Origin of the sequence: Actinoplanes sp. NBRC 103695 (assembly GCF_030269485.1) — a bacterium.
Classification (GTDB): Bacteria; Actinomycetota; Actinomycetes; order Mycobacteriales; family Micromonosporaceae; genus Actinoplanes.
Genome location: NZ_BSTL01000037.1, coordinates 43,542 through 67,547, shown reverse-complemented (window position 1 = coordinate 67,547; position 24,006 = coordinate 43,542). Strand labels below are relative to the sequence as shown.

Below are 24,006 nucleotides of genomic sequence, written 5' to 3'. Positions count from 1 at the left end.
ATCGGTTCAGTAGGACGAGCCCAGGGGGTGCTCGAAGCCACGCTCGTTCATCTGCGCGGCCGCGGCCTGGAGTTCCTTGACGAACGTGGCGACCCGGTCCTCGGTGAACCGGACCGTCGGCCCGCTCAGCGAGAGCGCGGCGACCACGGTGCCGGAGCGGCCCAGGATCGGTACGGCCGCCGCGGACAGTCCCTCCTCGCGTTCGCCGTGACTGACCGCGTAGCCCTGTTCGGTCGCGGTGTCGATCCACTCGCGCAGCTGCCGGACATGCCCCTCGCCGTCGGGCGAGGAGCGGGCGATGCGTTCCAGCAGCGGGTCGGAGGCGTTGCGCAGCAACACCTTCGCCGAGGCGCCACCCCACAGGGGCAGTTCGTCACCGACGTGCACCACGTGGCGCAGCGGTTGCGGGCTCTCCTGCTGGGCGATGCAGATCCGGACGATGTCGCGGACGACGTAGACGTTGACCGTCTCCCGCTCACGAGCGGCGAGTTCCCGCATCATCCGCTGGGTCTCCGGGGGGAGCTCCCAGCTCCGGTGGGCGAGGTGGGCCCAGCGCCAGAGGCCGGGACCGGCCATGTATCCGGAACTCGTCGCCCAGAGCAGACCGCTCTGCTCGAGCGTCTGCACCATGCGGATGACGGTGGTCTTGGCCAGGCCGGTGGCGGCCACGATGTCCCGGATCGCGATCAGCGGCCGGTCCTCGGTCAGCAGGGACAGGATGTCGAGGGCCCGCTGAACGCTGCGGACGCCGCTGCTCTCCGGAGCCGGCTCCTCCGAGGCGGTGGTGGGTGTCACGGCGGCTCACTCTCTCTCGGTCGCACCGGGCGTCCCGGTGTCGCGGACTCCCCGATTCTGCCGCCCGGAGGGCGGGTTCATCGCTCCGTAACTTTTCGACCCGTCCTATTGCCAGGAGCTCGCGGCCACCCGTACGTTACACCGTAGTCCACACAGCGGTCCATTATTGCCTATGGCGAACCGTCTAGCGGACCTCAAAGGAGGAACGGATGCTCGATTCGATCGGCGTGGCGCCCGCGCCGGCGCTGCTCGGCGGCAAGTGGATCGACGACGGACCGGTCGCCGAGCGGGTGGGCCCGTTCGTCCGTACCGTGGTCAGCCGGGCGCGAACCGCGGACCCCGCCGACGCGGTCGCAGCAGCCGAGTACGCACGGTCCGCGGCCCGCTCGGTCGCCAAGCTGGCCCCGGCCACCCGGGCCGCGATCCTGGACCGGGCCGCCGCCCTGGCGACCGCGCGGCGGGAGACCGTCGCCCGGCTCCTCGCCCTGGAACTGGGCAAGCCGGTCAAGGACGGTCTCGGCGAGCTGGACCGGGTCGCCGACACGTTCGCGGTCTGCGCCGCCGAGGCCCGCCGGATCGGCGGCGACGTGCTGCCGGTGGCCGGCTGGGAGCGCGGGATCGGCAACACCGCCCTGACCTACCGCGCCCCGGCCGGCGTGGCCCTGGCGATCACCCCGTTCAACGCACCGGCCAACCTGCTGGCCCACAAGCTGGGCGCGTCGTTCGCCGCCGGCAACAGCACCATCGTCAAGGCGCCACCGCAGGCCCCGGCCGTCTCCGCCGCCGTCGTGGCGCTGCTGCTGGAGGCCGGAGCGCCGGTCGAGGCGGTCCAGCTGCTGCACGGCGGCGGTGACATCGGCGCCGCGCTGTGCGCCGCGCCGGAGGTCGCCGTGATCAGCTTCACCGGCAGCGCGGAGACGGGTGCCGCGGTGGCCCGGGCGGCCGGCGCCAAGCGGCTCGTCCTCGAGCTCGGCGGCAACGCCGCCACCGTCGTCTGCGACGACACCTTCCTGCCGGCCGCGGCGCGCAACTGCGCGCGCACCGGCTACACCAATTCCGGGCAGAGCTGCATCTCCGTACAACGGATCTACGTGCAACGGTCGCGCTTCGCCGAATTCGTCGACCTGCTGACCGCCGAGGTGCAGGCGCTGAAGGTCGGGGACCCGCTCGATCCGTCGACCGACGTCGGGTCCATGGTCGACGACACCGCCGCCGAACGGGTGCTGTCCTGGGCGACCGAGGCGGTCGACGGCGGTGCGCGCATCACCGTCGGAGGCACCCGCGACGGCGCCACGCTGGCCCCGACCGTCGTGGCCGGCCCACCCGCCGACGCGTCGATTGTCGTCCGCGAGGTCTTCGGCGCGCTGGTCACGGTCCTGCCGTTCGACGACTTCGACACCGTCCTGCGGACCTGCAACACCAGCCGGTTCGGCCTGCAGGCCGGGCTCTTCACCAACGACATCGGCCGCATCCTCACCGCCTGGCGTGAACTCGAGGTCGGTGGCCTGGTGGTCAACGGCTCGTCCAACTTCCGCCTCGATCACGTGCCCTTCGGCGGCGTGAAGGACTCCGGCTTCGGCCGCGAGTCCCCGCACCACATGGTCGAGGACTACACGGTGATCAAGACCCTCATGCTGCGAGGCCTGTCGATCTGGGGAGAGAACTGATGACCGCCGCCGACGCTCTGGTCGCTCAACTGGCCGGCTACGGGGTCGAGTACGTCTTCGGCACCTGCGGCCACACCAACATCGCCCTGCTCGATGCCATCGGACGCAGCCCGATCGAGTTCGTCATCGCCCGGCACGAGCAGACCGCGGCACACGCCGCCGACGGCTACGCCCGCGCCAGCGGCAAACCCGGCGTGGTTCTCATGCACGTCGGCCCCGGAATGATGAACGGCGTCACCGGCGTCGCCACGGCCGCGCTCGACTCGGTGCCGCTGATCGCCATCTCCGGTGACATCCCCTCCTACATGTACGGCCGCCATCCGCACCAAGAGGTCAACCTGCACGCCGATGCCGATCAGACGGCCATCTACCGGCCGTTCGTCAAGCGGGCGTGGCACGTGCACCGGGTCGAGGACCTGCCCCGCTTCACCGAGCGGGCGTTCTGGACGGCCACCTCCGGCCGGCCCGGCGCCGTCCTGCTCAACGTGCCGATGGACGTCTTCTCCCGGGAACTGCCGGATACCCTGGCCGGCTACCCGCTGCCGCGACACCCGACCCGGCCCGACCTCGCCCCGGACGACGCCGAGCTGATCGCGGCGGCCCTGGTCTCGGCCGAGCGGCCGCTGATCTACCTCGGTGGTGGTCTCGGCGGCCCGGCCGGCCGGGCCGCCTTGCGGGCGCTCGCCGAGCACCTCGACATTCCGGTCGCCCACTCGCTGATGGCCAAGGGCGCCCTGCCGGACCGGCATCCGCTCGTGCTGGGCATGACCGGCTTCTGGGGGCTGGCCGAGACCAACGCTTACGCCCGGGACGCCGACCTGGTGCTCGCCCTGGCCACCCGTTTCGCCGAGACCGACGCGAGCTCGTGGGACCCGGAGTACACCTGGCGGTTCCCGCCGAGCCGGCTCATCCAGATCGACATCGACCCGGCCGAGATCGGCCGCAACTACCCGGTGGAGATCGGCGCGGTCGCCGACGCCGGCCGCGCGGCACAGCAGATCCTCGACGCGGTACGCCGCCTCGCACCGGCCGGCGCCGACCGGCCCGAAATCCGCGAGCGCATCGGGACCGCCCGATCGGACCTGTTCGCCGCCAGTGCCGACCGCGGCCGCAGCGACCAGTTCCCGCTGCGCCCCGAGCGGATCCTCGCCGACGTGCGCGCCGCACTGCCCGACGACGCGGTGCTGGTCACCGATGTCGGCTGGAACAAGAACGGCGTGGCCCAGTGCTACCCGCTGCCAGACGGCGGCCGGTTCATCACCCCTGGCGGCGCGTCCACCATGGGCTTCGGCCCGGCCGCCGCGCTGGGCGTGCAGATCGCCCAGCCGGAGAGCGTGGTCGTGGCCCTGATCGGCGACGGCGGGATGAGCGCTCAACTGCCGGCCCTGCCGCTCGCCGTCGAGCAAGGGCTGCCGGTGATCTTCCTGGTGATGAACAACCGAGCCCACGGCACCATCTCCGACCTGCAGGCAGGCGCGTTCGGTCAGAGCTACGGGTGTGACTTCGTCGATCCGGACGGCAACCCGTACAGCCCCGACTTCGCCGCGCTCGGCCGCGCCTGCGGCGCTGACGGTTACGCGATCGCCGAGCCCGGCGAACTCATGACCGCCCTCAAGACGGCGGTGGAACGGCGCCGCCCCGCGGTGATCGACGTGCCCATGGTCAACGAGCCGGTCCCCACCCCCGGCCACTGGAACATCAAAGACATCTACCAGGGCAAATTCGACTGACCCCCTCCCCGATAGAAGGTGACCCGCTCATGCTTCGACGCCGCGCCACCGCCATATCCGTCCTCACCGTCCTCACTGCTGTCCTCGCCACCGGGTGCAGCGCCCCCGGCTCGGACTCCGAGTCGTCCGGCGACGAGTCCGGACCCATCAAGATCGCGCTGGTCGACGCCCAGAGCGGCCAGCTCAGCTCGCTCGGCGCTTGGGAGCTCAAGGGCGCCCGCCTCGCCATCGACGAGTGGAACGCCCAGGGCGGGATCAACGGTCGCCAGATCGAGCTCGGGGTCTTCGACGACCAGGGTGACCCGACCGTCGGCACGAACCTCGCCCGCAAGATCGACAGCGAGGGCTACATCGCGATGATCGGCACCGCGGAGAGCGCGGTCACCATCGCCATGGCGCCCATCCTCAAGCAGGCCGAGATCCCCAACATCACCTCGGGGCAGTCGCCGGGACTGGTCGCGGTGAACAGCGAGTTCCTCTTCCTCAACGGCCCGACCAGCACCACGTACGACGAGACCCTGGCCAAGCACATCGTGGATCAGCAGGGCATCAAGAGCATCGCCATGATCAGCAACAACGGCGGATACGGCAAGGGCGAGCACGACGCGTTCCTCAAGGCGTTGACGAGCCGCGGCGTCACACCGGTGGCCGACCAGGTGGTCACCACCGACCAGAAGGATTTCAGCGCGGTTCTCACCGGGATCCGGCAGAAGAACCCCAAGGTGATCTTCCTGGGCGCTGAGGAGGTGGAGTCCGGCCTGATCGTCAAGCAGGCCCGCGATCTCGGTATCACGGCGACCTTCGCCGGTGCGGCGCCGCAGGGCACACCGGTCTTCCTCGACACCGCCGGCGCGAAGAACGCCGAGGGAACCATCGTCAGCTCCCCCTACCTGAGCAACGACATCAACGACGCCGCCAAGAAGTTCGCCGCCGCCTACCAGGCGAAGTTCAACGAAGAGGCCGAACTGCACGGCGCCAAGGCCTACGACGGCACCCAGATCCTGCTCACCGCGCTCAAGTCCAGCAACGTGGCCGGCGGCAAGGAGCTCGCCGAGGCCATCCGCGCGACCAAGTACCAGGGTCTGCTGGGCGACTTCGCCTTCGACAAGACCGGCGTCGGCATCTTCGTCACGTCGATCGGCACCATCCAGAACGGCAAGCTCGTCGCCGCCGCGAGCTGACGGGCACAAGGAGAACCATGCAGGTCTTTCTGCAGACGATCGTGGGCGGCGTCAGTCTCGGCGCCGTCTACGCCCTGGTGGCGCTGGGATTCTCCCTGGTCTACCGCACCATGGGTCTGGTCAACTTCGCCCACGGCAACGTCGTGACCGTCGGCGCCTACCTCGCCTCCACCTTCTACCTCTCCACCAGGCTGCCGTTCGCTCTCGCCATGGTGGTCGCGATCGCGCTCACCGGCGTCATCGGCCTGGTCATCGAGCGGGTCCTGCGGCCGCTGGAGAACCGGGACTTCGACCTCATGCTGATCGGCACGATCGGCTTCGGCATCGTCCTCGACGCGCTGATCATCATGATCTGGGGCGCCACCGGACGGGCCGTTCCCTCACCCGTGCCGTCCGCGCCGATCGAACTCCTCGGGCTGCGCATCCGCACCTACGACCTGGTGGTGCTCGCCATCGCGGCCGTCGCCACGGTGCTGCTGGTGCTCTTCCTCTCCCGCACCAAACGCGGGGCCGCGATGCAGGCGGTCGCCATGGACCACGAGGCGGCCACCGCGGTCGGCATCCACGTCGGACGCAGCAACGCCATCGCCTTCATGATCGGCGCCGGCCTCGCCGCGCTGGCCGGCGGCCTGGTCGGGCCGCTGCTCTACGTCAGCCCGGCGCTCGGCGGCGCCCTCGGCATCAAGGGTTTCGCCGCCGCGATCCTGGGCGGCTTCGGCAGCATCCCCGGCGCGATCGTCGGCGGGCTCGCCATCGGGATCCTCGACTCCTTCATGGCCGGGCACTTCCAGGGCTACGGCGAGCTGTTCACCTTCCTGATCTTCACGGTGATCATCATGGTGCGGCCGACCGGCATCTTCGGCGAGCGGACGGTGAACCGGGCATGAGAAAGAAACTCGCGGTGGTCGCGGTGGTCGCCGCCGGCGCCTGGTTCCTGCCGTACGGCCTGGACTCGTACGCCATCCACGTCGCCAACGTCATCCTCATCTTCGCCGTCCTCGCCATCGGCCTCGGGCTGTGCATGGGCGTGGCGGGACAGGTCAATCTGGCCCAGGTCGCCTTCTTCGGCGTCGGCGCGTACGCCACCGCCATCCTCACCACCAAGGCCGGCCTGGGCTTCTGGGTCGCCGCCGTGCTCGCCATCGCCGCCACCGTCGCGGTCGGCCTGGTCGTCGGCACCCCCGCGCTACGCGTGCAGTCGCACTACCTCGGCATCGTGACCCTCGGCCTGGCCCTGGCCTTCACCAACTGGGTCACCAACGCGCAGGTCTCCGGCGGCGCCGAGGGAATCTCGTCGATCCCGGGCCCGGCCCTGCCCGGCGTCGACCTGGACAGCGAATACCTCTACTACTACCTGGAACTGATCGTCTTCGCCCTCGCACTCGCCTTCGGGCTGTTCCTGGTCCGTACCCGGCTGGGCCGGCGCATGCGGGCCATGCGCGACGACTCCCTCGCCGCCGGCGCCCTGGGCGCCGAGGTTCCCCAGCTGCGCATGGCGGCGTTCCTCCTGGCCAGCGTGTACGGCGGCGTGGGTGGTGTGCTCTACGCCGGGCTCATCCGCTACGTCGCGCCGGAGTCCTTCGGGATCGCCAACATGTTCCTGCTGCTCGGCATGGTGATCATCGGCGGCCGGCAGAGCCTGATCGGCTGTGTGGTCGGAGCGGTGGGCCTCGCCCTGGTCCGTGAAGGGCTGGTCGACCACCCGACGGTCGCCCAGGTCGCGTACGGCGCGGTCGTGGTGCTCGTGGTCGTCTTCGCGCCCACCGGCCTCGCCGGACTGCCCGCCCGCGTCCGTGCCGCCCTAGCACGCCGGCGGCAGCGGCAGGGCGCCGCCGCGCGGCTCGGCCCCTTCCAGCCCTACCCGGCCGCCGGCAGCAGGTCCTCCGGCCGCCCGATGCTGGACGTGTCCGGGGTGACGATGCAGTTCCGCGGGCTCCGGGCGCTGGACGAGGTGTCGCTGACCGTGTCCGAAGGGGAGATCCGCGGCATCGTCGGGCCGAACGGCTCCGGCAAGACCACGCTGTTCAACGTCGTGAGCGGGCTGTACCGGCCGACCGCGGGACACGTGCGGTTCCGTGGCCAGGACATGACCGGCAGCCGCCCGTACCGGCTGGCCCGGGCCGGAATGTCCCGCACCTTCCAGAACCTGCGGCTGTTCGGCGACCTCACCGTCGAGGAGAACGTCCTCGTCGCTCTCGACCGCAGTCCCACCCTCGCCAGCTGGCGTTACCTGCTCGGGCCGATCAGCATCCTGCGGCAGGACCGGGCACTGCGGCGGCAGGCCGGTGACCTGCTCGACCGGTACGGGCTCACCGAGTTCGCGCAGTCCCCGCCCCGATCGCTGCCGTACGGCATCCAGCGCCGCGTCGAGATCGCCCGCGCGGTGGCCGCCGCCCCGTCGCTGCTGCTGCTGGACGAGCCGGCCGCCGGCCTCAACGGCGAGGAGGTACGCCAGCTCAGCGAGATCGTCCGATCCATCCGCGACAGCGGCATCACCGTGATCGTCATCGAGCACAACATGGGACTGGTCATGTCCCTGTGCGAACGGATCACCGTCCTGGCCGGCGGCCGCGTCATCGCCGAGGGCGAGCCCGCCGACGTCGCCGCGACCCCCGCCGTCATCGAGGCGTACCTCGGCGACTCGATGAGCACCGACGATCTGCCGTCCGTCCCGGAGGTGACCGCATGACCGCGCTGTCCCAGTCGTCGACCAGCACCAGCCGGGCCCTCACCGTCGAAGGGCTCACCGTCCACTACGGCGGCGTCTGCGCCGTACGCGAGCTCAGCTTCTCCGTACCGGCGGGGGAGGCCATCGGGGTGATCGGCGCCAACGGCGCCGGCAAGACGTCGACGCTCAAGGCCGTGATGGGCCTCATCCCACGCCGGGTCGCCACGCTGCGCTTCGGCGACATCGACCTGAGCCGGGTGAACGCCCGTTCCATGGTCCACCACGGCATCGGGTACGTGCCGGAAGGCCGCCACGTCTTCGCCGGTCTGCCGGTCGAGAAGAACCTTCTGCTCGGCGCGTACGCCCGCAAGTGGAACGCCGAGACCCGAGCGACCCTCGGCGAGGTGTACGAGCTGTTCCCGGTGCTCGGCGAGATGCGGCACCGGCTGGCCGGCGCGCTGTCCGGCGGCCAGCAGCAGATGCTCGCCATCGGGCGCGCGCTGATGTCCCGTCCCCGGCTGCTGCTGCTCGACGAGCCGTCCATGGGACTCTCGCCGAAGCTGGTCGAGGACATCCTCGCCGTGCTGCAGCGGCTGCGCACCGAGGGGCTCAGCCTGCTGCTGGTCGAGCAGAACGCCAAGCTGACCTTCGAGGCCACCAGCAGCTGCCTGGTCGTGGAGAACGGCGAGGTGGCGATGAGCGGCACCTCCGCCGAACTGCGCCACGACCCGCAGGTGCGCCGCATCTATCTCGGCCTGTGAAACTCGGCGAACCGCTCCAACTCGGCGGGCACCGGCTCCGCAACCGGGTGGTCATGCCGCCGATGGAGCGCAACAACGGCACACCTGACGGCCGGGTGACCGATCGCTACATCGACTATCTGAGAGCGCGGGCCGCGGGAGGCACAGCGCTCGTCTTCACCGAGGCGACCTACGTACGCGCCGACGGCCGGGGCCGGGTGCGGCAGCTCGGCGCCGCCGGCGATCACATCGTTCCCGGGTTGCGTGCCCTGGCCGACGCGGTGCACGCCGAGGGCGCCCTGCTCGGCGTCGAACTCAACCACGCCGGCCGGGTGGCCGACCCCGCCGTCGCCGGCTCCCAGCTCTATACGGAACCGTGCAGCGGCTCGTGGTAACGATCCGAGGTGATGTTGAAGGTACCGCCGCGGCGGCAGCCCTCGTTAGTTCACGGTGGCGAAGGCCTCGCGGAACCGCTGGAGTGCCATCTCGGAGTCATCAGATGCCCAGCCTTCCAGGGCGACCACTCCCTGGTAACCGAGGCGGTCGAGCGCCGAGGCCACCGCCGGATAGTGGATCTCGCCGGTACCGGGCTCTTGCCGGCCGGGCACGTCCGCGACCTGGATCTCGCCGATGAACGGCAGTGCCCGCTCCACCAGTTGGATGAGGTTCCCCTCGCCGATTTGCGCGTGGTAGAGGTCGAGGTTGAGTCGTAGGTGAGGGCTACCGACGGCTTCGACGAGGGCGAGAGTGTCCTCGGCTCGCGCGAAGGGTGTGCCGGGGTGGTCGACGGCAGTGTTCAGGTTTTCCAGGGTGAAGACGCGGCCGGCTCGTTCGCCCAGCTCGGCCAGTCGGGCCAGGGTATGGGCGGCGGTGAGCCACATCTGCGGTGTCACGACGGCGGCCGGCACCACCGGGAGTCCTTGGCCGTCCAGTCCGGTGCCGTGGATGTTGAGCCGCGGGCAGTCGAGGCGCTCGGCGATCTGCAAGGACTGTTGTGCGGTCCGCAGGAGTTCATCGGCGCCGGCGGGGTCGGCGAGCGTGCCGGTCAGGTAGCCGGTCATCGACGACACGGTCGCGCCGGTCTTGACCAGAGCGTCGATGTCCTTATCGGCCCAGTTCCACATCTCGGCCTCGAACCCGAGTTCGGCGATCCGCGCGACGCGCTCGGGGAACGGCAGGTCGAGGAACATCATCTCGGCGCAGACGGCCAAGCGGAAGCCGGTCACGCCGTCACCCGCACAGGCTGGCCGCAGGCCGCCGACTCGGCGGCAGCGAGGGCGATTGCGAGAGCCTCGCGTGCGTCGTGGCCAGTGACCAGTGGCGGTGTGCCGGTGCGGACGGCCTCGATGAACGCGGTGAGCTCGGCGACGTAGGCAGCGCCGAACAGCTCTTGGTCGCTCTGCACGGTGGCGATCGTGCGCCCGCCGGAACCGGAAAAGGTCATCGCGGTGCGGCGTGCGTCGCCCACCGTCGCGGTGCCCGCCGAGCCGAACACCTCGGCGCGAACGTCGTGGCCGTAGGTGGTCTGGAAGCAAGCCTCGGCGAAGCCGGTCGCGCCGTTGTCGAACTTGACCATGACCGCGGCTGTGTCGCGGAGACCGCGGTCGCGCCACTGCGGCTCGACCAGCGCCTCGGCGACGGCGTACACCTCGACGGCGGCCGCGCCCGGGTTGAGGAACCGCAGCACGTCGAAGTCGTGGATGAGCGTCTCGAAGAAGATCGTGTTCGGTGGGACGCGGGCTGGATCGAAGCCGCCGGGGTCGCGAGTCAGCGACCGCAGCAGCCGCGGCGTACCGATCTGGCCGGCGTCCAGCAGAGCCCGGGCAGCCGCCCAGTCGGCGGCGAACCGCCGCTGGAAACCCACTTGCAACACCACCCCCGCAACCTGTGCCGCAGCGACGGCGCGGTCGGCGTCGTCCAAGGTCAGCGACATCGGCTTCTCGCAGAACACGCTCTTTCCCGCTCGAGCCGCCGCGACGACGAGGTCGGCGTGCAACCGCGCCGGGGCGGCGATCACTACCGCGTCGACCTCTGAGTCGGCCCACACCTGGTCAGCATCGGTGTAGTGCCGGTCAGCGCCGAGGTCCTCGCCGCCCACCGGATCGGCGACGGCCACCAGCCGAGCGCCGGGCAAGCGCCGACTCACGGTCTCCGCGTGGAACAGGCCCATCCGGCCCGCTCCGATCACTGCAACACCGATCTCACTGGAACGTTCCATGCGATCGAGGGTGAGCCACGGCGGTAGGCGGCGTCAAGAGTTGGCCCTGGAACGTTCCAGTCATACGATGTGCAGATGGCGAACGCAGAGGCCCGGCCGACCCTTGCCGACGTAGCCGCTCACGCCGGGGTGTCCAAGTCGCTGGTGTCTCTGGTGATGCGCGACGAGCCCGGTGCCGGCCCCGAAACGCGGCGCCGGGTCCTCCAGGCCGCCGACCAGCTCGGCTATCACCCGGACAGCCGGGCGAGATTGTTGCGCAGCGGCCGCAGCCGGCTGCTCGGCGTCGTGTTCGGCATCCAGCACGCCTTCCACCTCGACCTGGTCACTGCGCTGTACACGGCCGCCCGCGACCGCGGGTACGAGCTGGCGCTCAGCGCCGTCACCCCGGACCGGGACGAGGCCGAGGCGACCGCAGGGATGCTCCAAGACCGGTGCGAGGCCCTGATCATGTGCGGGCCGCGGACACCGGCTGCCGAGCTGGCCAAGCTCGCGGCCCGGCTGCCGGTCATCGTCCTGGCCCGCAACGTCCGGGTCACCGACGTCATCCGTACCGCCGACGACGAAGGACTGCGCCAGGCCGTCGAGTACCTGAACGGGCTGGGCCACCAGCGCATCGCCCACATCGACGGCGGACGTGCGCCCGGCGCGGCGGACCGGCGGCGCGGATACCGCGAAGCGATGGCCGCGCACAGTCTGGATACTCACAACCGCATCATCGAAGGTGGCCTTTCAGAGGAAGACGGCGCCGCAGCGGCCCGCCGCCTGCTCGACGAGGGAGACCGGCCGACCGCGATCACGGTCTTCAACGACCGCAGCGCAACAGGTGTCCTCGACGTCCTGACCCGCGCCGGCCTGCGCGTCCCGGAAGACATCAGCGTCGTCGGCTACGACGACAGCCACCTCGCCCGCCTCGCCCACATCAACCTGACCACGATCGCCCAAGACACCACCGAGATGACGAGGCTGGCCGTCGACCGCGCGATCGCCCGCATCGACGGCAGCGAACTCACCAACCGAGCCTTGATCGTCGCACCCCAGCTGATCATCAGAGGAACGACCGCGCCACCCGCAGCCTGAGGCGTAGATCAAAGCCCCGGCGGCGAGGTTAGCGTCAGGGGTTGCGAGCAGGGGAGGAACTCGCGTGCTGAGCCGGCCTGTTGACCTGGTCCGGGCGGTGCCTGAGCCGGGCAGCAGGTCCGTGGCTTGCGAGATGAAGTGGGACGGTTTCGAGAGACCCTGATGTGTCTCGGCTGACGATCGACGTGCGTGGCTCTCTGGCCCCGGCTCCGTTGAGTGGTCGGCATGGTCGTCGATCGTTCGACAAGGGCCGACGTCGCGCGGCACCCGCCCTGCGGCGATGGTCGTCGTAGCCAGGACGCGAATCGCACGACAGTAAAGGTTACTTATTGACTTACATCGATGGATAGGCTGAAGTGGGCGCATGCGCGTGCTCCCGCCGCTGGCCGCGGCCGTCCTCGTCGCGACGCTGGCACCCACCCCGCCCGCGTCCGCGGCGCCCGCACCGGCCGTCGAGGCGATCACGCTGATCACCGGCGACCGGGTCACGCTCGCCCCCGACCGGCCGGTCCGGCTGGATCCGGGGCCGGGCCGCCGGAACGTCGCCTACCGGACCACTGTGGAGGACGGGCACACGTTCGTCGTCCCGGCCGACCAGGAGCCCGCCATCGCCTCGGGGCGGGTCGACCGGCGGCTGTTCGACGTCACCGCGCTCGAGGAGTTCGGGTACCGCGGGAACACCCCGGTCCTGGTCCAGAACGGACGGTCGGTCTCGCCGGTGGGGAACGGCGCTGCGGCGCTCGCGGCGGCGAAGGCGGGCACGAGGATCTGGCTCGACGGTAAGCGGGCGGTGAGCCTCGACCGTAGCGTGCCGCAGATCGGCGCGCCGGTCGCGTGGGCCGCCGGCTACACCGGCGCCGGGGTGAAGGTCGCGGTCCTGGACAGCGGCGTCGACGCCACCCACCCGGACCTGGCCGGCCGGATCGCCGAGTCGGCCGACCTCACCGGCGGGTCGGACACCGACGACAAGGTCGGGCACGGCACCCACGTCGCGTCCACCATCGCGAGCGACGGCGCCACCTACCGGGGTGTCGCTCCGGACGCGCGGCTTCTGATCGGCAAGGTCTGCCCGGACCGGTACTGCCCGGACTCGGCGATCCTGGCGGGCGTCGACTGGGCCGCCGCCCGTGGCGCGAAGATCGTCAACCTGAGCCTGGGTGGTGCCGACTCTCCCGGCCTCGACCCGCTCGAGCAGGCCGTTGAGCGCTACTCGGCGGAGAAGGGGATGCTGTTCGTCGTCGCGGCGGGCAACGACGGGCCGTACGAGTCGACGGTGTCCAGCCCGGCCTCGGCGGACGCTGCCCTGGCCGTGGCGGCCGTCGACCGTGATGACGAGGCGGCCGCGTTCTCCAGCCGCGGCCCCCGCGCCGACGGTGGCGCGATCAAACCGGAGATCTCCGCGCCGGGTGTGGGCATCGCCGCCGCGAAGGCCGCGCACGGCACCCTCGGCACGCCCGTCGACGACACCCACGTCGCGATGTCCGGCACCTCGATGGCCACCCCGCACGCCGCGGGCGCGGCCGCGCTCCTCGCGCAGCAGCATCCGGACTGGACCGGCGAGCGCATCAAGGCGGCGCTGATGGCCTCGGCCGAGCCCACGGCCGGCGTGCCGGTCCTGACCCAGGGCGCTGGCCGGGTCGATCTCGCCCGGGCGATCCACACGCGGGTCGTGGCCTCGCCGGTCGGCCTCTCCTTCGGGACGCAGCGCTGGCCGCACACCGACGACAAGCCGATCGAGCGTACGGTGACCTATGCCAACGCCGGCCCGGACGCGGTCACCCTCGACCTGACGATCGACAGCCCCGCCCCGGCCGGCGCCTTCACCGTCACACCGTCGCGGGTCACGATCGAACCCGGCGCCACGGCCGGGGTCCGGGTCGAGGCCGACACGGGCGCTCTCGGCGCGACGTACGGTCGGGTCGACGGGGCCGTGGTCGCCGCCTCCGGTGACACCCGGGTGCGGACACCCTTCGAGATTCTCAACGAGGCCGAGGCGTACGACCTGAGCGTGCAGATCCTGGACACCGACGGCGCGCCCGCGCGGTCGCTGTTCACGAGCTTCGCCCGCAAGGACGCGTACCAGTACCAGACACACCCACGCCCCGACGAGAACGGCGTCGTCCAGCTGCGCCTGCCGCGGGGCCGGTACGCGATGGTCGCCTCCGTCTTCGGCGCGGACAGCAGCGCGGACCTGTGGCTGCCCGAGATCAACGCCGACCACGACCAGGAGCTCACGCTGGACGCCCGCGAGGCGAGCCCGATCGACGTGCGCCCGGTCGGCGACGACGGCGTGACCGAGGCGCTGGGCGGCTACTCAGTGGAGAACCGCAGCGCGCAGGGCTGGGGCATGAGCTACTCGTTCAGCGCCTGCTGCGGCGGGTTCACCACGTTCGCGCACCGGGTGGGCGTGGCCGGGCCGCCGCCGGCCAAGGGTGAGCTGTGGGGCTACCTGATGAGCACCTGGACCACCGCCCCCGGCGCGGCCGACGCCCGCGTCTACCCACTGGGCTCGTACTTCACGGATCGGCTGCCGACCGGCTGGACCCGCCACGTCGACGTGACGACGCTGGCCGAGTCCGAGGTCACGCCGCCCGCGGTCGAGCCCGGCAACGCGTACCTCCAATGGGCGTTCTTGTACTCTGCCCGTCGCCGGGAGCAGGGCGCCGGCCAGGGGGTCGAGCTCACCGGCGCCAGACAGGTCCGGACGTTCTTCCCGGCCCGGGCCGACGGCCTCCTCGGGGCCTACCGGTTCGACGAGCGCACGCCCACCTACGCGAACAGGTGGACCGCGGCCTCCCCGCCGATCGGCCGTCGCCTCGGGACCGTCGAGCGGCTCGCGCCGTGGCGGCCGGTGTACGGCCCGGCTCTCACCCCGGTCGGCGAGGGCGCCGATCTGGCTCGGTACGCCGACGACACGGTGGCCGCGCCGGCCCGGTACGCGCTGTTCGGCGACAGCGCGGGCAACGTCGGCTGGATCCCGGCCGGTTCGTACGCAACGACGATGAGCCGCCTCGACGTTCCCGGCGAGATCGCCGCCGACGCGAACGGCCGCTTCCCGCTGCCGCCCGAGCCGGGGCGTTACCGCCTCGCGATGACCGGCACGCCCCCGGCTGGCTTCACCTCGAGTACCCGTGTCGAAGCGACCTGGGAGTTCACCTCCGCGCACAGCGACGCGGCCCGTACGCTGCTGCCGCTCTCGGCACCGCACTTCGAGCCCCGGCTGGACGCGGGCGGCGGCGCGCCGGGCGGGCAGCGGTTCACCGTGCCGGTGAGCGTCCGCTCCTACCCGGGCGCCGGGGAGACGCGCCGCATCGCCGCGGAGATCTCCTACGACGACGGCGCCACCTGGACCGCCGCGCCGGTCAAGGGCCGTCGCATCACGCTGCGGCACCCGGCCGGCCCGGGCCACGTCTCCCTGCGCGCGACCGTGACTGACTCGCACGGCAACACCGGAACGGTGACCATCCTCCGCGCCTACGACCTGAACGGGTGAGCCGCATGCGCGTCCTTCCCTCGATCGCCGCCCTCCTCACCGCCGCCGCGCTGGTCCCGGCGCTGCCGGCGTCCGCCTCGGCGTCCACGCCCGCGACCGGGATGCCGGTGAAGGACGAGGTCACGCTGATCACCGGCGACCGCGTCACGCTCTTCGACGGCGGCGCCGTCACCGTGGCCGAGGGGCCCGGCCGCAGCCGCGTGACCTTCCAGCTGACCCGCGAGGACGGCCACCTGTACGTCGTGCCCAGTGACCAGCGCGGCGGCATCACCAGCGGGCGGCTGGACAAGCGGCTGTTCGACGTCACCTCGCTGACGGAGTTCGGCTACCGGAGCCGTACCCCGGTCCTGGTCCAGAACGGATGGTCGACCACCGGCGCGGCCGACGGCGCCGTGGCGCTCAGGAGCGCCGCCCCGAGGGCGAAGATCTGGCTCGACGGCAAGCGGAGGATCAGCCTCGACCGGAGCGTGGCGCAGATCGGCGCGCCGGCCGCTTGGGCCGCCGGGTACACCGGCGCCGGCGTGACCGTCGCGGTGCTCGACACCGGCGTCGACCACACCCACGCCGACCTGCGGGGCCGGATCGCCGGGACGCGCAACTTCACCGCGGACCCGAGCACCGACGACACGGTCGGCCACGGCACCCACGTCGCCGCCACGATCGCGAGCAACGATCCGAGGTACCGCGGCGTGGCGCCGGACGCGCGGCTGCTCATCGGCAAGGTCTGCGAGGGCCGGTACTGCACCGACTCGGCGATCCTGGCCGGCATCGAGTGGGCCGGCGACAGCGGCGCCCGGATCGTCAACATGAGCCTCGGCGGCGATCCCACCCCCGGCATCGATCCGCTGGAGGAGGCGATCAACCGGATCTCCGCCCAGAAGGGGACGTTGTTCGTCACGGCGGCCGGCAACGAGGGCCCGGGGGAGTCGACGCTGGGCAGCCCGGGCACCGCGGAGGCCGCGCTCTCGGTGGCCGCGGTGGACCGCGAGGACCGGACCGCGCCGTTCTCCAGCCGCGGCCCCGACCCGACCGGCGCCGTGCTGAAGCCCGAGATCTCCGCCCCCGGCGTCGAGATCGCCGCGGCCAAGGCCGCCCACGGCTACCTCGGCACGCCGGTCGACGACACGCACGTCGCGATGAGCGGCACCTCGATGGCCACCCCGCACGTGGCCGGGGCCGCCGCGCTGCTCGCCCAACAGCACCCCGGCCTCTCCGGCGGCAAGCTCAAGGCGCTGCTGATGGGCTCGGCCGCGGCGCCGGTCGGCGGGAGCGTCCTCGAGCAGGGCGCCGGCCGGGTCGACCTCACCCGGGCGATCGGCCAGACCGTCACCGCCTCGCCCGCCGGCGTCTCCTTCGGCACCCAGAGCTGGCCGCACGACGACGACAAACCGATCGAGCGTACGGTCACCTACGCGAACCCCGGCGCCGAGGCGGTCACTCTCGACCTGTCCTTCGACGTCAACGCCCCGGGCGTCTTCCGCGCCACCCCGTCGCAGGTGACGGTCGCGGCCGGCGACACGACCACGGTCGGCGTCGCGGCCGACACCTCGGGCCTGGGCGACGCGTACGGGCGGGTCCAGGGCGCCCTGGTCGCGACGGCCGGGTCCACCGTGGTCCGCACCCCGCTCGACGTGCTCTACGAGGACGCCAAGTTCGACCTGGGCGGCACCGTGCGCGACTCGGCCGGGAACCCGATCGGCGGCTACCTCGGCCTGTACCGGACCGACGCCCCGGGGAGCCAGGACTGGATCAGGATCAACGACGACGGGACGTTCAGGACCAGGATCGACGGCGGGCAGTACGGCGCCGTCGCGCAGGTCGACAACGAGGCCGAGGCCGCCTACCTGGCGTACCCCGAGCTGACCCTCGACCGGGACAGGACGATCGAGATCGACGGCCGCCGCTCCTCGGTGGTGGACCTCCGGCCGGCCGGTGCGGCCGGTCTGACCGAGCAGTTCGGCACGGCGCGGATGGTGCACAAGGGCCCGCAGGGTCACGGGCTCGACCTGGTCATCGGGGCGTCCGGCGGATTCGGCGGGCTGGGCGTTCCGCTGCGCCTCGGCGGCGAGGGTCCCAGCCTGGACATCATGAGCGTCTGGGCCACCCCGGTCAGCACCGCCGACACCCAGGTCTACAGCCTCGGCTGGAGCTTCCCGATCATCCCGGCCCGGCTCACCAGGCGCGTGGACCCGAGCAGGATGGCGCTGATCGACGAGCGGCTGCCCGCGACCCCGGCCGGCGACCACGTCATCGTCCTGAGCACCATGGGGTCGACGAGGAGCGTGACGGACTCCGGGTTCGGCGTCCAGATCGACGTGCCGGGCGCCACCCGGATCCGGCGTCGGGTGACGACCACGCGGGAGAGCGTGCGCTGGCGGAGCCAGTTCATCCACACCGGCCCGGATTTCCTGGGCAAGCAGTTCGCGTACGCCCCGCCGGTCGGCTACCGGCCCGGCACGGTGCAGGTGTCGACGCCGCTGGCCCCGGTCTTCGGGCCGTCGCTGACCTGGATCGGCGACGGCAACGACCTGTCCCGCACGCGCGACGTGGTGCGGGTCCCGGCGCAGACCGGGCTGCTCGGCGACTCGGCCGGCAACCGGGTCTGGAGCCCGGCCTCGGCGGTCACCACCCGGATGAGCCGACTGGATGTGCCGGGCGAGATCAGCCCCGGCCCCGACGGCGCCTTCACCTTGCCGGCAGAGCGGGGCCGATACCGCCTGGAGCGGCAGGCCGACGGCGTCGACGCGAGCTGGGACTTCCGGTCGGCGCGCACCGGCGCCGCCACGCCGCTGCCGTTGTCGGTGCCGCGTTTCAGGCCGGAACTGGACGCCGCGGGCGCCGCGCCCGGCGGGCAGGCGTACGCCGTGCCGGTGACGGTCCAGTCGTACCCGAGAAGCGGAGCCGGCAAGCCGAGCGCCCTCACCGCCCAGGTCTCGTTTGACGACGGCGCCACCTGGGCTTCCGTGCCGGTCCGGGACGGCCGGATCCTGGTCGATCACCCGGCCGGACCCGGTCACGTGTCCCTGCGAGGAACGGTCACCGACAGCCGCGGCAACACGGGCTCGGTCACGATCATCAGGGCCTATGCGCTGCAGGATCCCGCGTCCGCCGGGCCCGCGCACCACCAGCTTGCCGGCGCCGGCTGACGTGCGCGTCTCCGGAGCGCACCCACACGGTCACGTCACCGACTGATGGCGTCCGGCGGGGGCACCTCGGTGGCGTCGGTCAGCTCGGCTTGCGGACCCAGGCGCTGTACTGGGCGGATCCCATGACCTGGCTGGCCTGCGCCGCTACACGAAGCAGCGGGCGAGCCTGGCCGACGCCAACGTCGAACCCCTCGAGTTCGACCAGATCCTCGCCGACGACCACTACGGCATCGTCCACGGGACGTTCCGCACCTCGCGCGGCGAATGGAAATGGACCCGCGTCGGCATGGGCGCGTGGCGCTTCTCCGACGGCGTGGCCGTCGAGCACTGGGAGCTCTCCGACGGACCGACGTGGGACGAGTTCTTCCTCGCAGGTGACCCGGGGACGTTCACGGGCTCAGCCGAGGAGTTCTGGACCCACGGCGTCTGACCCGGCGAGAGTCGACGGACCCCCGAGCCGGGCCGCCATCGGCCGCATCGACTTACGCCGCCCGTCCAGCAGCGGCCCACGCAGATACGTTCCGCCTTTCACCCGCTGATCAGACCGGGCCAAGGACGCGAACACGTCCGCAGCGAACGCCTCCAAGCGTTGCCGCACAACAGAAAGCTCATCCGGAGTCACTGAAGCATGAAACTACCCACCCCCACCCAACACCCCCAACGCGTGGACGGCGCCCAACTGCGCAGTCCGCAGGCCGGGACGAGAGCCGTCCTCGTTCATCTCGAGATAGCGGAACCGGCCGTCGAGCGATTCCAGCACTTCTGCGGGGTGGGGAAGTTCAGGGTCTGTGCCGCGCCAGACGGCCCTTCCGTCCTGTTCGACTCGGAGATGGAGATCGGCCTTCCCGTCCTGCGAGCCGCGCATGAGGTCCCACCGTGCAGTGCTGTTGCTCGATGTCCACGCCGGCCCGCTGGTCGCCACCGTCGCCCGAGGTCGGGAGGACGAGGTGTGGCAAGGGTTCCGGCTCGCGGTCGGGCAGGGATTCGCCGGCCGGGTGGCCGACCGCGTAAACCGATCGTCGTCACCGATGTAGGGTCCAGCGAGGTCGTCAGCGCTGTTCTGCGGCGAGGGGCATCGGATCGTTACTCGGCGCACGTACGCGTTGATCAGTGACCGGCCCGCCGAGGTCCTCACCTACTTCGACCGACCCTGGACCTGCCGGTCGGCGCCGTGCTTGTCGGCTACACCGACGGCCTGACCGAACGACGCGGCGAAGTGACAGATGAAGGACTGCGACGGCGGCAAGACCGCTCTGCTCGGGCCGTTGGCGGTCTTCGCGGCGTCTGACGCACCGGTCGGTACATGATGATCAGGCACGGTCGGCGTTCAACTGGCGGCGGCTGAGTCATGCCGGAGTGCCGGGAGTCAGCGGGATTGTCTGCCGTTACCAGCGAGAAGCCGTGTTCCAGCTGTCCACGAGACCCCGGCGCCTCAACAGCGGTGATTCGGCGCCGCCGACGAGGGTACGCAGACCCTGTGGAAAACGACGTTGATGACCGGTTCGTACGTGTACGGGGCGCCGCGGAGAACAATCTTCGGAACGTCGACGTCGACATTCCCCGCGACGCCATGGTCGCCTTTACCGGCGTCTCCGGATCGGGCAAGTCGTCGCTGGCCTTCGGCACGCTCTACGCCGAGGCGCAGCGCCGGTACTTCGAGTCCGTCGCGCCGTACGCGCGCCGGCTGTTGCAGCAGGTCGGTGCGCCGCACGTGCAGGAGATCACCGGCCTGCCCCCGGCCGTGGCCCTGCAGCAGCGTCGCGGGGCACCCAGCTCGCGGTCGACGGTCGGCACCATCACCACGCTGTCCAACCTGCTGCGGATGCTCTACTCGCGTGCCGGGACCTACCCGCCGGACGCCCCGCGGCTGGAGGCCGAGGCGTTCTCCCCCAACACCGCGGCCGGCGCCTGCCCACGGTGTCAAGGACTGGGCGTCGTGCACGACGTCGCCGAGGAACTGCTCGTCCCGGACCCGTCGCTGAGCATCCGCGACGGGGCCATCGCGGCCTGGCCGGGCGCCTGGCAGGGCGCCAACCTGCGCAGCGTCGTGAGCGGCCTGGGGATCGACATCGACCGGCCGTGGCGCAAGCTCAGCAAGAAGGACCGGGACTGGCTGCTCTACACCGACGAGCAGCCGTCCGTCCTCGTCGAGCCCGAGCGTGACCGCATCGACAGCGGCTACTACGGGAAGTTCTGGAGCGCCCGCCGGCACGTCATGCACGTGCTCGCCGACTCCACGAGCGACCGGATGCGCGAGCGGGCGATGCGGTTCGTCCGGAGCGTGCCCTGCCCGGTGTGCCACGGCAGCGGCCTGCGCCCGGAGGCACTCGCGGTGACCTTCGCCGGCCGCACCATCGCCGACGTCAACGCGATGCCCCTCGCCGCCGTCGTGGCGCTCCTGCGGCCCGCCGCGGGGATGTCCGGGGCCGGTGCGGCCACGCCGACCGCCCGGTCCGGGGAGACGACCGAGGTCGCGGTCCGGCTCTGCGCCGACCTGGTCGCGCGCGTCGAGGTGCTGCTCGACCTCGGCCTGGGGTACCTCAGCCTCGGGCGCCGCTCGACGACGCTGTCGCCAGGCGAGGCGCAGCGCCTGCGTATCGCCACCCAGTTGCGTTCGGGGCTGTTCGGGGTCGTCTACGTGCTCGACGAGCCCTCCGCGGGTCTGCACCCGGCCGACGCGGAGCCGCTGCTGGACGTGCTGGACCGGCTGAAGGCGGCGGGCAACTCGCTGTTCGTCGTGGAGCACGACATGGACGTGGTCCGCCGGGCGGACTGGGTGGTCGACATCGGCCCCGGCGCGGGCGAGAGCGGCGGACGCGTGCTGTACAGCGGTCCGGTCCCCGGCCTCGAACCAATCGAGGAGTCCGCCACCAGCCGGTACCTGTTCGGCCGGGCCGAGTCGCTCGACCATCGACCGCGTACGCCCCAGGGTTGGCTGCACCTGCGCGGCGTCTCCCGCCACAACCTGCACGGCGTGTCCGTCGACGTGCCGCTCCGGGTGCTGACCGCGGTGACCGGGGTGTCCGGTTCCGGGAAGTCGACGCTGGTCACGCAGGTCCTTGCCGAGGTCGTGCGCGTCCACCTCGGGCTGGCGAGCGACGAGCCCGACGAGGCGGTGCTCGACGTCGACGTGCTGGACGCGGCAGGGCTCGACTCGTTCGACCGGCTGGTCCGGGTCGACCAGCGGCCCATCGGCCGCACGCCCCGGTCCAATCTGGCCACCTACACCGGGATGTTCGACGCGGTGCGCAAGTTGTACGCGGCGACGGACGAGGCGCAGGCGCGCGGGTACGCGGCCGGGCGGTTCTCCTTCAACGTCGCGGAAGGCAGGTGCGAGACGTGCCAGGGCGAGGGGTTCGTCGCGGTCGAACTGCTGTTCCTGCCCGGGACCTACGCGCCGTGCCCGGAATGCCACGGCGCGCGGTACAACGCGGAGACGCTGGAGGTGACCTACCGCGGCAAGAACATCGCGGACGTGCTGGCGATGTCCGTCGACGACGCCGCCAAGTTCCTCGCCCACCTACCGGCCGCCTCCCGGAGCCTTGAGACGCTCCGGGAGGTGGGGCTGGGCTATCTGCGGCTGGGCCAGCCGGCGACCGAGCTCAGCGGTGGCGAGGCCCAGCGCATCAAGCTGGCCACCGAGTTGCAGCGGGCGCGCCGCGGCCACGCGCTCTACCTGCTCGACGAGCCGACCGCGGGGCTGCACCCCGCGGACATCGCGCTGCTGCTGCGGCAGCTGCACCGGCTCGTCGACGCCGGCAACACCGTCGTCCTGGTCGAGCACGACCTGGACACGATCGCCGGCGCCGACTGGGTCATCGATCTCGGCCCGGGCGGTGGGGACGCGGGCGGCCAGGTCGTCGCGACGGGCCCTCCCGCCGCGATCGCCGAGGCCGGGGACAGTGCGACCGGGCGCCATCTGGCGCGCCGCCTCGGACGTTCCTGAGCGTGTGGCCTCCCCGCCCGTCAGCGCTTCATGCCGTGCTCGATCGCTTCGATGATCCGTCGGTGCAACTCGGCGATGCTGATGATCGCGTCCACCGAGCCGACGTCGACCTTGCCTGTTGTTGGCAATTCAGCCACCTGTCAAGCGTCGGCCGACGGCCTAACGTGCTTGGTGTGACCACTTCCAGCACCAGCCTCGCGTTCGTCGTCAAGCTTGTCAGCCCCAGGAAGTGATAGGTCAGGGCCTGCCTGAACCGCCGAGCTTACCGACCGGCGCCGGCTGCGTCCGGACGACAATCTGGCCGGCCGTCTTCTCGACGAGGAGAGCCGGATCAGCGACGCGTTGTCCGACGCCGTGCGAGCCGCCGCCCACGGCCACCTCGACGACCGGATTGACGGCCTGCGAGCCCTGGTGAGCGCCCACTGCCGCCGCGAGGAGCGGGAGGCGTTCCCGCAGCTTCGCAGGAGCGTCCCGATGCCGGAACGCAGGGAGATGGGCCGGGTGCTCCGCGCCGCCGCCGAGGCGGCCGCCGACGCCGGTCCGCGGGACGCGACGACGGCTGGACCGCGGGCCATGGCACAGACGGCGGAACGCGTCCGCGATGCTCTCGCCGGCTGGTCCTGAGGCGCAGCGCGCTTATACCCCGCCGTGGGTGAGCCGGGCTCATCCGGTCCGGGCGGAGAGTCGAGACGGCCCGTGCCTTTCGGCGCCGACAGCGGGCCGGTACTGCTGACGTACGAACGCATGGGAATGGGAGGACGGCATGGCAGACACAGTTACCACGCGGACGGACGAGGACATCGAGCGTGAGGTGCTGCGTGAAATGACGTGGGACGCCGAGGTGGCACCGGCTGAGATCGGCGTGACCGTGGAGAACGGCGTGACGACATTGACCGGCGCGGTGAGCACCTTCAGCAAGAAGTGGGCCGCCGAGCGTGCGGCGCTACGCGTCCGCGGGGTCAAGGCCGTGGTCAACGACATCGAGGTACGGCTGGCCTCCGCCCACGAACGAACCGACGTCGATCTGGCGCAATCCGTCGCCCGGGCGCTCGAGTCGGACACTCTCGTGCCGGACGACAGGGTGAAGGTCTCGGTGTCCGGCGGCTGGGTCACCCTGCGCGGTGAGGTGGACTGGGACTATGAGCGGTGTGAGGCGCAACGGGTCGTCCGTAACCTCATCGGTGTCAAGGGGGTCAGCAACCTCATCACGGTCCGGCGGCGTACCGGCCCGTCGCCCGACGAGCTCAGGGAGAAGATCGAGGGCGCCCTGGTGCGTACGGCCGAGACGGACGCGAAACGGATCCACGTCACGAGCTCCTGACGAAGCGCCCCGAGCAGGCCCGCG

18 protein-coding genes and 1 pseudogene are annotated in these 24,006 nt (G+C 71.5%); 14 read left to right on the top strand and 5 right to left on the bottom strand.

Annotated features, from left to right (window positions below; all coding sequences use genetic code 11):
* Positions 1–6 precede the first annotated feature (6 nt).
* On the bottom strand, positions 7–795 hold the full coding sequence (locus QSK31_RS42165) for an IclR family transcriptional regulator (RefSeq protein WP_285690524.1): 789 nt from the start codon (positions 793–795) through the stop codon (positions 7–9).
* A gap of 209 nt (positions 796–1,004) precedes the next feature.
* On the opposite strand from QSK31_RS42165, the gene QSK31_RS42160 reads away from it, so the two are divergent.
* The 7 genes from QSK31_RS42160 to QSK31_RS42130 are packed head-to-tail and all read left to right on the top strand — an operon-like array spanning position 1,005 to position 9,176.
* The gene (locus QSK31_RS42160) at positions 1,005–2,462 is read left to right on the top strand and encodes an aldehyde dehydrogenase family protein (RefSeq protein ID WP_285690523.1); all 1,458 of its coding nucleotides are present in this window, start codon (positions 1,005–1,007) and stop codon (positions 2,460–2,462) included.
* Positions 2,462–4,192 carry a thiamine pyrophosphate-binding protein gene (locus QSK31_RS42155; protein WP_285690522.1) on the top strand — a complete coding sequence of 577 codons (1,731 nt, stop codon included), beginning with the start codon at positions 2,462–2,464 and terminating at the stop codon, positions 4,190–4,192. The genes QSK31_RS42160 and QSK31_RS42155 overlap by 1 nt, the downstream gene beginning before the upstream one ends.
* A 29-nt stretch (positions 4,193–4,221) precedes the next feature.
* Positions 4,222–5,373, top strand: a complete 1,152-nt coding sequence (locus QSK31_RS42150; protein WP_285690521.1) for an ABC transporter substrate-binding protein — start codon at positions 4,222–4,224, stop codon at positions 5,371–5,373.
* Positions 5,374–5,390: 17 nt separating this feature from the next.
* Positions 5,391–6,260, top strand: a complete 870-nt coding sequence (locus tag QSK31_RS42145; protein ID WP_285690520.1) for a branched-chain amino acid ABC transporter permease — start codon at positions 5,391–5,393, stop codon at positions 6,258–6,260.
* Entirely contained in the window at positions 6,257–8,062 is a 1,806-nt protein-coding gene (locus QSK31_RS42140) for a branched-chain amino acid ABC transporter ATP-binding protein/permease (RefSeq protein WP_285690519.1), read from the top strand. Before QSK31_RS42145 ends, QSK31_RS42140 begins: the two co-directional genes overlap by 4 nt.
* Complete coding sequence (locus QSK31_RS42135; RefSeq protein WP_285690518.1) at positions 8,059–8,802, top strand: ABC transporter ATP-binding protein; 744 nt, start codon at positions 8,059–8,061, stop codon at positions 8,800–8,802. The genes QSK31_RS42140 and QSK31_RS42135 overlap by 4 nt, the downstream gene beginning before the upstream one ends.
* Complete coding sequence (locus QSK31_RS42130) at positions 8,799–9,176, top strand: oxidoreductase (protein ID WP_285690517.1); 378 nt, start codon at positions 8,799–8,801, stop codon at positions 9,174–9,176. The genes QSK31_RS42135 and QSK31_RS42130 overlap by 4 nt, the downstream gene beginning before the upstream one ends.
* Before the next feature lie 45 nt (positions 9,177–9,221).
* Here QSK31_RS42130 and QSK31_RS42125 read toward each other — a convergent pair whose 3' ends face one another.
* Positions 9,222–10,007 (bottom strand): TIM barrel protein, encoded by a 786-nt coding sequence (locus QSK31_RS42125; protein WP_285690516.1) that lies wholly within the window; start codon positions 10,005–10,007, stop codon positions 9,222–9,224.
* Positions 10,004–10,999 (bottom strand): Gfo/Idh/MocA family oxidoreductase, encoded by a 996-nt coding sequence (locus QSK31_RS42120; RefSeq protein ID WP_285690515.1) that lies wholly within the window; start codon positions 10,997–10,999, stop codon positions 10,004–10,006. The genes QSK31_RS42125 and QSK31_RS42120 overlap by 4 nt, the downstream gene beginning before the upstream one ends.
* A 75-nt stretch (positions 11,000–11,074) precedes the next feature.
* Here QSK31_RS42120 and QSK31_RS42115 point away from each other — a divergent pair, with 75 nt between their 5' ends.
* The 3 genes from QSK31_RS42115 to QSK31_RS42105 all read left to right on the top strand — a co-directional run bounded on the left by QSK31_RS42115 (position 11,075) and on the right by QSK31_RS42105 (position 18,715).
* Positions 11,075–12,076: a LacI family DNA-binding transcriptional regulator gene (locus QSK31_RS42115; protein ID WP_285690514.1), complete on the top strand. Its 1,002-nt coding sequence runs from the start codon at positions 11,075–11,077 to the stop codon at positions 12,074–12,076.
* Between the two features lie 364 nt (positions 12,077–12,440).
* On the top strand, positions 12,441–15,569 hold the full coding sequence (locus QSK31_RS42110) for a S8 family serine peptidase (protein WP_285690513.1): 3,129 nt from the start codon (positions 12,441–12,443) through the stop codon (positions 15,567–15,569).
* A 5-nt stretch (positions 15,570–15,574) separates the two neighbouring features.
* The gene (locus QSK31_RS42105) at positions 15,575–18,715 is read left to right on the top strand and encodes a S8 family peptidase (protein ID WP_285690512.1); all 3,141 of its coding nucleotides are present in this window, start codon (positions 15,575–15,577) and stop codon (positions 18,713–18,715) included.
* A 79-nt stretch (positions 18,716–18,794) separates the two neighbouring features.
* Here the strand turns inward: QSK31_RS42105 and QSK31_RS42100 are convergent, their stop codons facing one another.
* Positions 18,795–18,953, bottom strand: coding sequence for a hypothetical protein (locus QSK31_RS42100; protein WP_285690511.1), 159 nt, complete (start codon positions 18,951–18,953; stop codon positions 18,795–18,797).
* 48 nt (positions 18,954–19,001) lie between these two features.
* Here QSK31_RS42100 and QSK31_RS42095 point away from each other — a divergent pair, with 48 nt between their 5' ends.
* Positions 19,002–19,145 carry a hypothetical protein gene (locus QSK31_RS42095; RefSeq protein ID WP_285690510.1) on the top strand — a complete coding sequence of 48 codons (144 nt, stop codon included), beginning with the start codon at positions 19,002–19,004 and terminating at the stop codon, positions 19,143–19,145.
* Positions 19,146–19,169: 24 nt separating this feature from the next.
* Here QSK31_RS42095 and QSK31_RS42090 read toward each other — a convergent pair.
* A pseudogene (locus QSK31_RS42090) lies at positions 19,170–19,337 on the bottom strand (transposase); the annotation flags it as partial.
* An 855-nt stretch (positions 19,338–20,192) separates the two neighbouring features.
* Between QSK31_RS42090 and uvrA the strand changes: the two are divergent.
* The 3 genes from uvrA (at position 20,193) to QSK31_RS42075 (ending at position 23,982) form a co-directional block, all read left to right on the top strand.
* A complete protein-coding gene (gene uvrA, locus QSK31_RS42085) occupies positions 20,193–22,661 on the top strand; it encodes an excinuclease ABC subunit UvrA (RefSeq protein ID WP_285690509.1) in 2,469 nt (822 codons plus the stop codon).
* Positions 22,662–23,003: 342 nt separating this feature from the next.
* Positions 23,004–23,285, top strand: a complete 282-nt coding sequence (locus QSK31_RS42080) for a hemerythrin domain-containing protein (protein ID WP_285690508.1) — start codon at positions 23,004–23,006, stop codon at positions 23,283–23,285.
* Between the two features lie 139 nt (positions 23,286–23,424).
* Positions 23,425–23,982 (top strand): BON domain-containing protein, encoded by a 558-nt coding sequence (locus QSK31_RS42075; protein ID WP_285690507.1) that lies wholly within the window; start codon positions 23,425–23,427, stop codon positions 23,980–23,982.
* Positions 23,983–24,006 lie beyond the last annotated feature (24 nt).